General features: G+C 34.0%; 8 protein-coding genes and 4 pseudogenes. 5 read left to right on the top strand and 7 right to left on the bottom strand.

The genetic code is table 11. The features are described 5' to 3' along the window. From Wcon_RS05480 to Wcon_RS05460, 5 genes and pseudogenes are all read left to right on the top strand, one after another. On the top strand, positions 1–849 hold an 849-nt coding region (locus Wcon_RS05480; protein WP_114517513.1), incomplete at its 5' end, for a phage tail protein. A gap of 167 nt (positions 850–1,016) precedes the next feature. Further along, entirely contained in the window at positions 1,017–1,727 is a 711-nt protein-coding gene (locus Wcon_RS05475; protein WP_114517512.1) for an ankyrin repeat domain-containing protein, read from the top strand. Between the two features lie 26 nt (positions 1,728–1,753). Further along, positions 1,754–2,228, top strand: a pseudogene (locus tag Wcon_RS05470) (ankyrin repeat domain-containing protein). Between the two features lie 4 nt (positions 2,229–2,232). Next, positions 2,233–2,664: a DUF2924 domain-containing protein gene (locus Wcon_RS05465; protein ID WP_114517511.1), complete on the top strand. Its 432-nt coding sequence runs from the start codon at positions 2,233–2,235 to the stop codon at positions 2,662–2,664. A gap of 2 nt (positions 2,665–2,666) precedes the next feature. After that, positions 2,667–4,134: pseudogene (locus Wcon_RS05460) on the top strand (recombinase family protein). 425 nt (positions 4,135–4,559) lie between these two features. Here the strand turns inward: Wcon_RS05460 and Wcon_RS05455 are convergent. From Wcon_RS05455 to Wcon_RS05420, 7 genes and pseudogenes are all read right to left on the bottom strand, one after another. Next, positions 4,560–5,738: a hypothetical protein gene (locus Wcon_RS05455; RefSeq protein WP_114517510.1), complete on the bottom strand. Its 1,179-nt coding sequence runs from the start codon at positions 5,736–5,738 to the stop codon at positions 4,560–4,562. A 396-nt stretch (positions 5,739–6,134) separates the two neighbouring features. Beyond that, entirely contained in the window at positions 6,135–8,780 is a 2,646-nt protein-coding gene (locus tag Wcon_RS11540; RefSeq protein ID WP_114517509.1) for a TomO hydrophobic C-terminal domain-containing protein, read from the bottom strand. 453 nt (positions 8,781–9,233) lie between these two features. Next, positions 9,234–9,863, bottom strand: coding sequence for a DUF7691 family protein (locus Wcon_RS05445; protein WP_114517508.1), 630 nt, complete (start codon positions 9,861–9,863; stop codon positions 9,234–9,236). Positions 9,864–10,872: 1,009 nt separating this feature from the next. Continuing rightward, positions 10,873–11,268 (bottom strand): annotated as a pseudogene (locus Wcon_RS13355) (transposase); the annotation flags it as partial. Positions 11,269–11,375: 107 nt separating this feature from the next. Next, a complete protein-coding gene (locus Wcon_RS05430; protein ID WP_114517506.1) occupies positions 11,376–13,499 on the bottom strand; it encodes a hypothetical protein in 2,124 nt (707 codons plus the stop codon). 8 nt (positions 13,500–13,507) lie between these two features. After that, positions 13,508–14,911, bottom strand: a complete 1,404-nt coding sequence (locus Wcon_RS05425; protein WP_114517505.1) for a hypothetical protein — start codon at positions 14,909–14,911, stop codon at positions 13,508–13,510. A 265-nt stretch (positions 14,912–15,176) separates the two neighbouring features. Further along, positions 15,177–15,912, bottom strand: a pseudogene (locus Wcon_RS05420) (Rpn family recombination-promoting nuclease/putative transposase); the annotation flags it as partial.

Genomic DNA, 15,912 nt, shown 5'->3' with positions numbered 1-15,912 from the left:
GAGTTGCAAGTAGGGATAAAAGAGGTACCAAATGACTTCTTCGTAGATGCAGTAGTAGAGCTGGCAAAACTATCACTGCCTGTAAGATCCAGATTGATGAGGATTTTTAACGATTATTATAATGCGCAGAGATTTATATTGGATGAGAGTTTATTTGGAGATCTTCTTTCTGATTATTCAGGGGTAAAAATAGAAAAAGATGGACCAGTGTTATCATTTGGAAGAGTAAATTTTTTCAGGTCTAGTGGTCCAGTTATTAGGATTATAGAAAACTATCTACGCGATCATTATGAACGAGCTTTAAGCAATGATATATATCGCCTAGATGTAGCAATCCTTGGAGAAACCGAGCCTCACACAAGGGATTATAAAGGCATCTATGAAAGAGATCATTTGTGGTACAACTTAAAAGCACTATATCCATTACCACAGAGTTTATTACCATCGATTAAATTTGCAAAAGCGCAGATAGTATTATCAGACAGTTGGGATTTAGGAGACATAAATACGTGCTTTCCAGTTAGTAGCGTAGAAGAAAGAGGAAATAAATTTGTATTGGGAAGCGATAAACTTTCAGGGCAATATTGGAATTTAAAACACAAGCCAATTTTGGAAAGATTCAGTATTACTCACAACTACAAAGTAGAAAATTATACTGATCAAAAGATTACAAACTATGTTTTAGCAGAACACAATGTTTACTATAAAAACGATTTAGAGCAAAAAGACTCAATACATGAATTAGAAAAGCATATTTTGGTATTTTACCCAGGAGTACTGAAGTGGCACGAACATCGACATTTGCACAGAAGTTGGAAAAATAGTCAAGCAATATGTATAATAAGTTAAATACTTATATTTAGATCCTCATATATTATATTAATAATAGGTAAAAATGTATGAAATAAAAAGAAAAAGACTTGCTTTCTCATGCTAAAAAGGACATGACTTGAATAGCAGCAGGTAAATATAAGAAATTTATCTAACGCTAGAAAAGCTAGTTTTGTGAGGTAAGTATGAAGTTTAGCAAAGAATCTTTTAGTAAGTTTTTTAAAGAAGTATCAAGTAACGATATTAATAAAAGAAATGAAGAAGGAGAGACGATCTTGCACCAAGCAGTAGAAATCTCTGATTACAAAACAGTGAGATTATTAATAAAAAAAGGAGCAGAGGTAAATGCAAGAGATAAAAATGGTTATACACCTCTACACTGTGCAGTATTCGCAAAGAGTTTAGAAAATGTAAAAGTGCTGCTAAGGTCGGGAGCAGAAGTAAATGCCACTCAATATGTCACTGGATGTACGCCACTCCACTCTGCGTGCAAAATAGGAGGAGCAGGAGTTGAAATAATAAAAGAGCTAGTAAAAGCGGGAGCTGAAGTTAATCAACTGAATAAGTACGGTGCAACACCAATGTATTACATCTGGGAAAGTGAAAAGTATCGTCTATGTGATAGCAAAGAGAGTGAAGAGGCGAGTAAATTTCTGAGAGAACAAGGAGGAATAACAAAAAGTAGAGAACTGACATGCTATGGAATAGAGAGGCTAGTGGGAGAAATAGCAGACATGTTGAATGGGAGTTATTTACCGGAGCTAAAAATAATAGAGATAGGAGAAATAAGGAAGAAAGATAAGTCACTAATAAAGGAAGAATGTAAAAATTTAGCAAGCAAGATAATGGGCCAAGTGAACGAAATGATAGATGAGGTGGTGAGAAAGAAGGCTTAAAATTTAAAGAAAAGGTGAGGTGGATTATGTTAAAGTTTGGCAAATTTAATAAGTCAGCAAAAGAATTGTTAGAGAACTCATTTAAAAATATTTATGAAAGAGACGAGAATGGAAGAACAGCTCTACATTATGCAGTAGAGGTAAAAACAGTGGAGTTATTAGTCGAAAAAGGAGCGAATGTGAATGCTAAAGATATAGAAGGATACACAGCACTGCACCTAGCGGTAACGGAGAAACGTCTAGAAATCGTGAGGGAATTGATAAAATCAGGAGCAGACGTAAATGCTGAGGAATATGGAAATAAATGCATACCTCTACACCTTGCGTGCATGGTAGGTGAAAAAGAAATAGTGGAGGAGCTAGTGAAAGCTGGAGGAGAAATAGAGCAAGCGGATAAATTTGGAATGACAGCGATGGATTATGCGAAAAACCAGTAAAGAAGTAACTGAAGTATTGAAAAAAGAAACAGACAGAATTGAAAAGCTATTTATGAAGGGCTAAAAATATGGAGAAAGAAATAGAAAAGAAAGTAATGAATTTAGAGAGAAAACCTTTGGGTGAGCTGAGAAAAACGTGGAAGAAGGTATTTGGGGAAGAGGCGCCTAGATACTCAAAGAAATATCTGATACCAAGATTAGCTTATAGAATGCAGGAAAAAGCGTATGGAGAAATGTCAAGAAAAGGAGCAAAAAGACTAGAGTATCTGGCAGATCGACTAGAGAAGGGAAAAAGAATAAGTAGTGACAAACTTCCAGTAGCAGGAACAGAGCTAATATTAGAGAGAGGAGAAGAGATGCATGCGGTAATGGTAACAGATAAGGGTTTAATCTACAGAGAAGAGTTTTATACGTCATTATCAGCAGTAGCAGGGGAAATAATGGGAATGAGTTACAACGGACCTTTATTATTTGGGATGCGTGATAAAAATGGAAGTTGAAAATGCTAAAAGAAGTAAGATGTGCGATATATACAAGAAAATCAAATGAAGACGGTCTAGAGCAGAAGTTCAACAGCTTGGACGCGCAACGAGTAGCATGTGAAAAGTATATAAAGAGCAGAGAGGGTTGGGTAGTATTGGCAAAAAGGTACGATGATGGCGGATTTTCAGGGAAAAATTTAGAAAGACCAGCAATAAAGGAGTTGTTTGAAGATGTAAAGGGAGGAGAAGTAGATTGTGTAGTAGTATATACGCTAGATAGGCTCTCGAGAGAAACAAAAGACAGCATCGAAGTAACGTCATTTTTTAGAAGGCATAGAGTAAATTTTGTAGCAGTAACACAGATATTTGACAATAATACGCCAATGGGAAAGTTTGTACAAACAGTATTGTCAGGAGCAGCACAATTAGAAAGAGAGATGATAGTAGAGAGAGTAAAAAATAAAATAGCAACATCAAAAGAGCAAGGTTTATGGATGGGTGGAACTGTGCCGCTAGGGTATGATGTAAAAGATAAAGAATTAATAATAAATGAGAAAGAAGCAAAAACAGTGAAGCATATATTTGAAAGATATGTGGAGCTGAAGTCAATGGCAGAGTTGGCAAGGGAATTAAACAGAGGAGGATACCGAACAAGGTCTGATATCTTTAAAAAAGCGACGGTAAGGAGAATAATAACAAATCCGATATATATGGGAAAAATTAAACATTATGAAAAAGAGTATGAGGGAAAGCATGAAGCAATAATAAAAGAGGAAAAATGGCAAAAAGCGCAGGAATTGATAAAGAATCAGCCATATAGAAAAGCAAAATATGAGGAAGCACTGCTTAAGGGAATAATCAAGTGCAAGAGCTGTAGTGTAAATATGACACTGACATATGCAAAAAAGGAGAATAAGAGATATCGATATTACGTATGCAACGATCATTTAAGGGGAAAAGGTTGTGAATCAGTAAATCGAAATGTAATAGCAGGAGAAGTAGAAAAAGAAGTGATGAGAAAGACAGAGCAGCTATATGAAAAATGGGGAGAAGAGTGGAAAAATTTAAGTTTCAGAGAACAGAAAGAAGTAGTAGAAAAAGTTAATAAAGAAAGTAATGGTAAAAGAAGATGGAATAGAGGTATATTCTGAGTCAGAGGAAACATTTATTCCAATAAAGAAGAAAGGGAATAAATGCACAGTAGTAGAGCCAGAAGGAAAAACAAATAATGCACTACTGAAAGCAGTGGTAAGAGCCCACCTGTGGAAACGTCAACTAGAAGAGGGAAAATACGCAAATATAAAAGAGCTGAGTGCCAAAATTAATATAGGTACAAGACGTATACAGCAAATTTTAAGGCTGAATTATTTAGCACCAAAGATTAAAGAAGACATAGTGAGTGGAAAACAACCAAGAGGTTTGAAGTTAGTTGATTTGAGAGAAATACCAATGCTATGGAGTGAGCAGATGAAGAGGTTTTCGGCTTAGCATCTTAATTTACAAAAGCAACAGGAGATCGATGTGCCAGAAAATTAAAAGGTACCACCATTGCAAAAGAAGCTGCTATGGAGGAATCAAGTCTAAACTATTATAGCTAATGTAGTGGATAGAAACTGACACTCAATTATGTAAATATATCAATGAAGATAATAAGAATCTTAATATACTCAACCTACATGTGAAAAACTAGCAAAAAAGCCTAAAATGCTCCAACAGAAACACCAAATGCTTCCAATGACCTCTTTTTAGCTGACATGTGATGCTGCAGAAGAAAAATTCATCATACTCCAAAAATCATAAGCATCAGAATAACTTTTTTAGAAATTATCTTAAGCTATTAACTTAATAGGGTTTTCCCAACAAAAAATACAAAAGAAGGTAAAAGATGGCCCTCCCTTCTGCTTGGGCTTTTGTTAGCAAACTTTTCCATCTATTTGTTGATTAGCTGCTTCTAAGTCAGGTTTATCTAGCTTATCACTAGGCTTTAATACTGAATATGTGATACCACTAGCAATAACTCCTATTACTAACGCAGCTGCTACAGCTATGCCAGCTATAGCCAATATTGATAACTCAACGCCGGCAATACTGCACCCAATACCTATTGTCAGTGCAGTTATAATACCCAAAGTAACACCAGTTTTTATTGCTTTGCTAATTATTTGTTTAGTTTCTGCCTCTTTTAAAGGCTGTATTATATTTTCATCTTTAGCTAGGCATCTCGAAGTTTCACCACACTCATTCTTTATTGTAGAAGAGGGATCGTTTGGCTCTTGAACTTGAATTGTTGCTTTTCTTAAGTTTTCTATATCTTCATTACTTAAATATCCAGCGATCTTACGACTAAACGGACCTTCTTTCCCTACACGTTTAGCAAATATCTTACCTATAATTCTCTCAGCTATCTGCAAATCATCCAATCTCTGATTTCCTATTTTGAGTTGATGCTTTAGATCATTACTATATATAGGAAATTTACTTTTATAGTCACCTTCTGATGTTTTTAATAAAACTCCCTTCCATGCACTATATGCTAATTCATTACTATCACCTGTCAAAACATTGTAAAACGTAACATTACTATAAATCTTTTCTTCCTTCATTCTTTTTACTTCATCTAGACATCTATTCCAATATTCCAACTGTTTTAAAAAAAAACAACCATCTTCTGAAAGAAAACCCAGATATACTGTTTCAGATAATTTGAACTCAAATTCATGTACTGCTAGAAATTTTACTATCTGCTCACGATCCTCTCTTCCTGAATGTATGAGAGAAGGTTGATTAGCGAAAGTAGCTCCTCTATCTAATAGAGCTCGCAATATTCTTAAACTCCTATTTGCAGCCGCCCCTGCCAACAACCCGGCACCTAAAATTCCCGTATCATCATCCTGGACACTGAGAGAATAATCTATATCAAAATTACGTCCCTTCCACTCTTTATATTCACCTTCACTTTTTTCTTTTAATTTTTCCTTTATTTTATCGATTACATTATGCTCATCTAAGCTACTGTCACCTTCTACCGTATTAAATATACACCTCCAATCATCAATGCCAATATAAGTACTACGACCATTCAAACCACCCATAATCTCCTCCCACTAAAAAGACAATATAATTTAACTATTACATATTTTAATAAAAGAATCAAGAAAGAAGTAATAAATTAACATAAAAAATGGAGGTTTGACATGAGTCAAAAAATAGCAAATAGAACTACCGGTTTGGTAGACTATAAAGAACTAGAACTATCATCGATAAGAGAAGCTGACAGAAAGATAATTTCTTTAGAAGAGTCTATAAATTATTAAATCTTCTGTAATTCTTTAATCTCACTTATGAAAAGTTAGTAAATTCAACACTCCCACTAAAATTGGATAAATTGATTACAAAAAAATAAGATTTTCAGTAAGTTGCTTGCATAGTTGGCCTTTCATAGGTAGCCATGTAATAAAGCCAACCCTCCTGCTTCTCCTTACCTTAAGTTATAATTCTGCCACTGTTATTTGATTCACTACAACTTCAGCATTGCTATCTTTAAGTAAATTTGCAGGACTATTACAATAGCATATGATTGCAGCAGCAACAAGACAACAAGCTCCAACTGCTATTCCCACTGCTAACATTTCTAAGTAAACTGCAATAGCTACACCTAAAGCAACTCCAGCTATTGTTAGCGTGGAAGCAGCTACAATAATTTTCTTTTCAATTCGTGGAGCAGCATTACTTGGCTGTCGATTATTATTTTGAATACCATTTGTTTGATCCGTTGCTATAACTGAAGTTTCTGAGTGTAATCTTTCTGGAACTAACAGTGTTTTGCTTTTCTCTGGAAAAATTGACTCATTAGCATCATAAAATTCTTCATCTGTGTCGCTCTCACTAATAGTTGCATAACTGTTACTATTATCTTCTGCATCAAAATCACTATTTTCATCAATTTGAGTTTCCGTTTCTCTTATGATATTCTTCTGCTGATTAAATAGCTCTTGTGCAAAGCGTTGCATTACTTCTATCTCTGACAATCCCTCGATAACAAGAGCATATTCACCTCTACTTGGTATACTTCTATTGTAATTCTGTAAAACATCTTTTATATTTTCGCTTAAATATTTATTTATCTCTGCTAGAATTTTTTGCTGTTTAAAGGTAATTTCTTCAGGCTTATTAATATCCGCAACGGCTGCAGCAAAACCTCCAAGAGCTTCTTTCAATTCTGGATGAAGTTCCACATGTTGAATTAGCTTATTAGCTAAACCTTCCAGAAATGCCTGAATATTTTCTTTTATAATAACATCTTTTCGTGCTTCTAGCTTTTGTTCTTCTTCTAAATAGCGATCATATTGTGCCACGATTTCGGAGCTAATTTCGTTTATACTACCAATAATTTGTTTCCATACGCCTTGACCGCAAGCACTTCTATTACCATAAGTTGTTGCTGCTATATATATTTGTTTTAGAAGAACGAACTCTTTTTGCTCTCTCCAGACCTTTTCTATATCTAAACCACTGATTTCTTTAAACAACTCATCTACTTTTCTATCTTCGTCTATATCATTTAATAATCCATGTAATTCTATTTTATTAAACTGTTCTTTATTGAGAATTACGCTATTTCCAAGTTTTTCTTTTACCTTAGATAATTTGCTCATTACCAAACTTGGGTTTTGCTCCATAAGAGTAACTAGCAATTCTTTTTTTTCTTTTAATGGAACAGAAAAATTATCAATAAGTAGTTTTATATAACCTATAGATTCAGGTATAGTAATTTTTGCGTCATCCCTTGCGTAATCATACTGCATCCTCTCTGTAGGGTATCCCTGGTCATATTCCCCGTGGCAGTTCTTTCTTAAGTACTTCTGCTCTAGTGCTTGCTCGGCTTTATCAATAACAGCCTTAATAAATTCTTCATCACCTGGTATAGGATCAGTCTTACGTAATGTTTCCTCCATTACACTTCTTTTTTCATTATCAGTTAAACTAAGAAGTCCTAGCCTTATTTCATCATTCTGATATTGTTTTAATAGCTCTATACTTTCTACGTAAGAAACCGCTGCTTTTTTTAACTCTTCTTTATTGGCTTTCGTGGATTCAACCAGTTTTTTAGCAAAAAAATTTGTCCTTTTAATTATTGGACTTCTATGGACAGATTGATCATCTTGTGCAATATGTTTATCATCTCTTCTTTGATTCCTTTCTTCTTCAGGGACTATGCCACGTTCAAAGAAAAACTTTTGCATCTCAGGGGAGTGAGTATAGAAATGGGATAGTGTGTGTCCTTGTTCATCTCTTGAATTAATTAGAAAAGGATATTTATCAGGATCATTCAGCAGAAGCTCTATTTCCTCTCTGCGATAATTTCGTTGCGCAAGATCAAAAAACAACTTCTTTACACTATTTTCATCTAGCTTGCCAACATTACCGTTAGATTTTGTTCTTGCTTGAGACCATGATGCTTTCAGACGTTTACAATAATCTGTAGAGCACCTTTCACCTATACAAACAAGTTTATCTATGAGTTCCCAGCATCCCTCAGATTCAGCTAAAGCTTTTACTCCTTCTTCACCAATTTTGTTATTATCCAAACCAAGTCTAATAAGTTTTGTGAGATTAGCTAAAGCTTTTACTCCTTCTTCACCAATACTGTTCCCCCTAAAATCAAGTTCAGTAAGGTTTGTAAGCTTAGCTAAAGCTTTTGCTCCTTCATCACCAATACTGTTCCTCCTAAAATCAAATTCAGTAAGGTTTGTAAGCTTAACTAAAGCTTTTGCTCCTTCATCACCAATGTTGTTATAAGCCAAATTAAGTTCAGTAAGGCTTGTAAGATTAGCTAAAGCTTTTACTCCTTCATCACCAATTTTGTTATGACTCAAATTAAGTCTAATAAGTTTTGTAAGATTAGCTAAAGCTTTTACTCCTTCATCACCAATTTTGTTATAACCCAAATTAAGTTCAGTAAGGTTTGTAAAATTAGCTAAAGCTTTTGCTCCTCTTTCATCAATACCAGAACACTCGAGAGAAAGTTGTGTGATGTTTCTATTCTTTTGCAAAAAGCTTATCAATTCCTTGATATCTACTTTTTGATGACTCAAACATAATTTGTAGCCTCGAAGATGCTTGTTGAAATTCATTTTTACCTTACTAAATATTATTATTTCAGCAAATATTTTTCGTTTTTCAAGTAATATTTATAAAAAATACTGATTTCGTAGTGCCACAAAAAATTTATTTATTTACTCTTTCCAAAACCGCAAAAAAGTACATATATTCGTGAGAACAATTTAAATAAAAGTGGCGTTATAAAAATAAAAGCACAAAATTATTGTAACAAAGCTAAGCAGATTAGTTCATACAAAAATTTAGTCTAAATTGGCCAATTAATCACTTAAAATCCGTATCCGTTCAGTCAATGGCGTCAACTTAAGGACACATTTTAGACTTCTTTGTTGAAATAAAACAGAAATAAAAGTGCTGTTTATTGCACTCTTTGGATAATTTAATGATAAAAAATTTAGAGAGAAATTTTATACACAATCACTGATATTTTCCCTTAAGTTGACGCCATTGGCTGAACGGATACGTAATTAGCAGCAAAAAGAAACTAAATCAAAATCACCTTCGACACAATATGAAATATGTTCTTTAATCTCTTTTATAAGAGGATATGCTATTGCTTTTCTTGCTTTGTCACTAGGCTCACCATCCTTTTCTTCTTCATTTTCGAAACCTTCAAGAGTTTCAAGCAAATCATCAGTAATCTGGATCTTTTTAAATTGTGATTGTAATGAAAGGAGGTCATTTCTATCTAAAAGGCCGCCAACTACATAACCTTCGATAGGCAACCCAAAGAATTCATCACGTGAAGTATTTATAATGGTTTCCACAATATTTATACTTAATCCAAAATCTGATTCAAGTATATCGTCTACAATATCAGTTACATAGCCAAATTTAAATTCAGAGTAGTAAGGTAATTCTTGACCAAAGTAAGAACATAGCGCCTCAAATGCATAGTGATAAAGATCAGCCGAATGACTATAGGGAGGTTGGTTAAGTATTAAATCTTTCAAAGCACTTTTTATATCAAGTTCTGTACTATCAAATAAATCATCAACTACTTTTAAAACATTCTCGTATAAATGATTATCATTTGAACCGATTGCTTTTTCTAAATCTTTAGCCCTAACTGCATAGGAAGAAATATAAACCCCCATTATTACCTCACAAACTCTTGCTAAAATCTTACTTTAAATCGTATCGCTTTGACTAAAAAGTAAAACTACTTTTTTCTCAAGTATTCCCGACCTTACTATATAACTCCACCTGTAGCCAACACTAGACACTATACCATAACATTTAACTAATGCAACAACTCTTTGTAAACACAAAGAACGATTATAATGTCAGTTATATAGAGTAACTTTTGATAGAAGGTCAATTGTCATGTTGTAAGTTCTTTATAGTACAACAGAAATATACTACAAGCTAGCGCCACAAAATTTTTCATTATTTACTTTTTCAAAAAACATAAAAATAGTACATATATTTGTGAGAATAAATTAAATAAAAGCGGCGTTGTGCAAATAAAAATGCAAAGTTATTGTAACAAAGCTAAGCAAATTAGTTCATACATAAATTTAGTAAAAGTAAGCCAATATAGATAGTTTTAAGGTATAGCAAAACTGCTATATTAAAAAGTTCGAATGTATCACGTGGTAGACCATTCCATCCCAAGAAAAATACTTCTCACGGTCCTTGGTTTTGAACGCTGGAAATGGTTATACTGTTTAGGTTATTAGTGAAATATGTTGCTAAGTTAATACCAATTCATTTGGTAATTGAAAAAAATTTAAGGCAAGTTTATAGTCAAAGTAGAGTTAAAATCCTTTTTTATTAGTGTAATTAACTTTAATCAAATTCTTTCATTTAGAAGTTCGTGCAACTTTATTTAACGCCTTTATTTTTGTACGTAATTTTTCCTCTACAGATTGATTTTGAATTCTTCTAGTGCATATTTGTCAGTTTAAGTCTAAATTACTATATCGATCTTAAACCACATTTTTCCTTAACTTGGTGTGTACGGTTTGTTGAGCACTCTTTGTAATCAAATTAAGTAGCTGAAGGAGAAAAAGTTGAACGTACTTGTTGCACAGCATTATCATGGCTCTTACTTGTTAATGGCTTCAAATTACTGATGGTTGATGCCATTGCCTGAACGGATACAATTACAGTGCCATCTATAGCAATTTCAATATTATCTATATTGCTCTTATCAGTTCTATAATCACATATCTTTAAATTAAGCTTTTTTAATCGACGGGAGGCTTGTGAATAGCTGATTACTTGTAAATTCTTTCCTATTTGCTGCAAGTACCCTTTTATGAACCCAACTCCCTATCTCAAACCTATCCTAAAAAGGTTAGCGATTATGTGTACCGAAATGACAACTTTATCACTATAAATGTTATTTTCACCAGAGTTTTTGGAAACGTTCCCGAGTTTTTTTGAAGTTTCGTACCAATTTTCAACAGCTTCATTGATAAAATGAAAAATATTTCCTCTTTCTTTTAGAAATTTATTATATTCAATGCAGTTACTGACTCTCATTTTTCGTGGCATAAGTTGTATTTATTTGATAGATATTTACTCTATAACAGAATCGGTTAACAACTGCTAATCTTTTACTGCTATGCAACAAAGCCACCCTGGAACCATACATAAAAAGATCATCTATGAGACTGCATTAGACCATCTTTTACTCTAAGAACATTTATAACTGATATTAGAGTATTTGGTCCTTGAGCACCATCATTGAGTACAACACCTGATAAAACCATTCTATCTCCATCAGTAACACGTACGCATCCCCTGCACTGTGCATATTCTTGTAATTGCTGATTTGCCTCTGCCATTCTTTGTTGTACTTGTCCTCCAGTGTTAGCAAATTTTAACTCTATTCCAATCGGATGAGTATCAACCCTTTCCACAGATCTCGATAACACTAGATCTATCCTTCTTCCTCTCTCTAGCTGAAACTCAATAATTACTTTTGCAGGATTGCCAAGAGCATAAAATATCCCATGTAAGAAGGCTTGAAATTCATGTTCATTTGTTACCAATGATTGTCCTAATGGGGGTATAGCATTTTGCTCTAACAACGGGAACAACACATTAGAAATTTCCTGAAATAAATTTTGATGCCTACCTAAATTTTGCCAGCCAGTATTCATCATTACACTTGCAGCTCTGTGTACTTGTCCGATACCACCTACTCGTGAAAACGTGCCTAGAAAACTCACGCCACCCCTATTTTGTAAGTAATCAGCAGGTGTTTGAAACATTGTTAAAATAACATTTATTGTATGATCATTGTTAACTGTTTCCAAATTACACACCACTTCACGTACTACAGCATTTTGCCAACCTGGACGCAATAGATTTAGAGCCACTTGTGGAAATCGGTGACGCAATACATGACGGATATCAAACAGAACTAACATATTTATTGCTGGTGCAAATAGAACCATGGTCAAAGCTCGTTCCCGAATATTTACTTGTGAATTCCCTTCTCTTACTGGATACAGCATCCTATCATCATTATGGTAATTGAATAGATATTTCGTTACTCTTGCAAAATTTGCGCCTACCTGAACAGTTGCCCTTGTAAATGCAATACTTGCAAATGTAAACCTAGAAATATAGGAAAACCAATTAGCATGAGGTACCAACCTGTGACAAAAAAACGGATATTGTAGGTAACTTCCCACATTTTCTTGAACTTCCCCTTGAATAGGATTAAGTAATCTTCTTATTAAGGAGGGTTCTTGCCCTAAAAAGTTTTCTATACCAGACTGCAGACGTTGAGCATTATGGTTAAAGTTTAGCCCTACACAAACAGCATTTCTTGATGAGGTATGAATGGATACAGATGAAATGGGACAATTTCTAACATAACCCCTAGCTTGTTCCAACGCTTGTCCAGCGTGTTCTTGACCTGCTTTGAGCTCAATTATAATGGGAACTGAATTATTTAATTTTTCCTGACCACGTACAAGCAAACTAATATCTGCATATCCTCTTCCTATGAGTAATTCTAGGTAGATATCAGCCATAGCACGGTACCTAAAATTTAATAAAAATCCGGATAAAAAACCATGATCGTCAGACTCATTATCAAAATTCAATTCTTGGCGATATTCATCGCAGATACTGATAATATATCGTAAAACTTGTTCAATATCCCTTCTTACATCACCTGCATTATCATTTGCTAATCCATTTACCAGATCTAATAAATTACCTTGCTGTATGATTGGAGCAATTTCTCTAAAATTATCGATGGGAGATGCATGATTTCCATCAAAATCCCTTCCTTGAGGAAAAAATACACACTCCTCTCCCCGCTGAAATATTTTATACTCTTCCCAAGCCAGATCCTCCTGTAAGTTCTGTAGCTGATTCTCTTCTATCCATAGCCTTTCTTCTTCACTGAATCTTGATCCAGGACTGTTCTCATTATCAGCAATAGTGTAGCATCTTACTATTCTCGTGCCATCTTCATCTACGGTTAGAACAGCAATTTTTAGATTTCCTTTCCCATTATCATAATTATCAAAACGAAAGTAAATTCTTTCACCATTTGCAATATCAGGGTCAAAATCTATAATACCAGAATCAAATGCAGTAGCAAACATGCCGAAGAAGAATGCAGGAAAAAAACGATTCCTACCAACCGAGTGTAAAAAAGATGGACACTGGTCTAAAAAAAGTCCAACTTCTCTATTTAGCTCATCACAATCTCCATTTAACAAATCTTGAATTAATTCAGTATCTTCATCATTATTTCGCATAAACACTTCTAATTATAACTACGACTAGACACACCACTAACACCAGCACCAGCACTTTCTAACACGGTCTGTGGATCGCTGAAACCACTACCTTCAGGAGACAAATGTGCAGACTTCACTTGAGAAAATAGCTCTTCTGCCAAGTTACCATAATCAATATTATCTCCCATACCAATCCTACTAACTATCCTTAAGTTGCTAACTACCTGCTTTTTAAATTCTGTAAAATTATTGGCTGAATAATGATCTTTTACAAATCCTAAAATATCTAATATCGTGTCCTTTTTAGTAATATTTTGATTATCATCATTACGCTTCCAATCTACAATCAACATTGCAAGTGTCTGCTCCATACGACCTAAGGTACGCATATCTTTAGAAGTATCAAAAACAGTTCGTCTATGTTCAATAAAACGATTGCATCTCCAAAGATCTATAATAACCTCTCTTGCCTTAATTCGGATATCTATATCTGAATTTTCTAACATCAAATTCGAAAGCGAAGAAAGCAAAGAAGCATAACCAAAATGTGAAAGTATTTTCTTCTCTTCAGACACTAAAACTTTTTCCTGAGACAAGTGCTTTACTATATATTGAACTGTATCAACGAAACCACACTGTACTAATGTGCTAAGAGGCTGATACATAACTCCTTTGCCTTTATCTGATAACTCAAGTAGTAATTTATGCTTTATTGGATCAGTGATTATTTCATGCAGAAGAAAATCTAAAACGGTAGCAACATTATGGTTAGCTTGAATAGCAGATAAATTAGCAACAGCTTTAACCATCATGTTATCAATCTTTTTCTTTCCTTCCTGATTTATACGACGATAGAAATATTCTACTCCTTCACTCCATTTGAATTCCACAGCTTTATTAAAACCCTCTACTGCATTATCATGCTTTTTAAATTCTCCAGATTTTTTATCAATCCAAAAGCTAAGTACAGGATCTTCACTATTCATAGCATTTAACAATTCACTTCTAACATATTTGTGGTTGTTAGTTGCAGGCCTACCATCATCATCTACTTCTTCAGAAGAGAAGCCACTTTTGTAAGATTCAAGTTGCTTCTGAAACAGTGGATGAATTTTATCTATCATACAGTACCTACAAGCCATATTGTATTTGCAAAGTGGATTCTTTACTTCATCTATTTCTTCTTCAGTTAACATTCTTCCTAGAGTAGCAGTGTTTAACCTTGTACCTGACCAACAATTCTCATCACGAAATACGTTGTATAAGAACTGTAGCTCATCATCTTTAAGATATTCTACCTCTCCAGTATAGGTTTTTACCCATTTTTCGATAGCTAAACGCCTTCCAGCAGCAATATTAGAATCTGGATGTTTAATGATATTCTGTAATTTCTTAAGTATTGTAGCATGGCGATCTGTCCATCTTGGCATTGTACCCCCTATATAAAAATATTTACTGCATTATGCAAAAGTTAGAATCAAATAGCAACACCAAAATTATCAAGGACAAGAAAAATTTTATGAAAAACATTTTTTATATTTAAATATCATCTATTTTGCACTTAACTGATGCGTAGAATTGGTGAGAAAATCAAATAGGCCATAGCGAAAATAGCGGAAGAGTTATATATAGCCTCTAGACTAGTGGATAAAGAAATACAATAAGTTAAAAAGAGCTTTAATGGAGTTGCAGCACTTAGGCTTTTTCCTTGAGTTGTTCAATTTCAGCTTTAGAAAGACCGGTAGACTCAGCTATTAAGTCAACAGATGAACCTGCTTTAAGTAAGTTTTTTGCAACTTCAATTTTACCTTCAATTTTACCTTTTTCATGGCCGATTTGGATGCCTCTTTCTTCTCCAACTCTAAGCCCCTCATCAAATTTTTCAGCAAAAGCAGCAATCTCATCCATTATACGCTTTTTCCTTTGCTCATATGCTAGTAACTCTTCTTCTGACCAATTAAACTTATTCATCTCTTCATAAGCTCGTTTTATTATTACGTCACTACCAACTATCTTATCTAGATCCTCTTCCCTTGTTTCTCCTGCATATACGAAAAAAATAACACCATTTTTCTACTATATTTTCTAGTTGGTCTTCTTTGGTTTTTGTAAATTTTGGTAGCTCTATAAATACGAAGTAAAAATCCTTCAAGTCATGTTCAAAGCTATTTTTATCCAAGATGACATGATTTGATTTGTACTCAGCCTTATCTGGAAAAATAATGCAATCAGCAACAGCAATAAAGATAATTTCCTTGAGATTATGATACTCATCACCTTGATCAGCTTGACTTGAGTAGGCTTTAGCAGCATAATACTGAGCACGCTTTTCGAAGCCTTTGGTCTTAGTGAACTGCATCTCTATGATGTATCTGGAACCTTGAGAGTCCTTACAAAGAACATCGACAATACTCTGCTTTTTGGCGGCAAT

This window comes from Wolbachia endosymbiont of Cylisticus convexus, from assembly GCF_003344345.1.
Note: the sequence above shows the minus strand (reverse complement) of the source record. Positions and strands in the feature narration are given on the sequence as shown.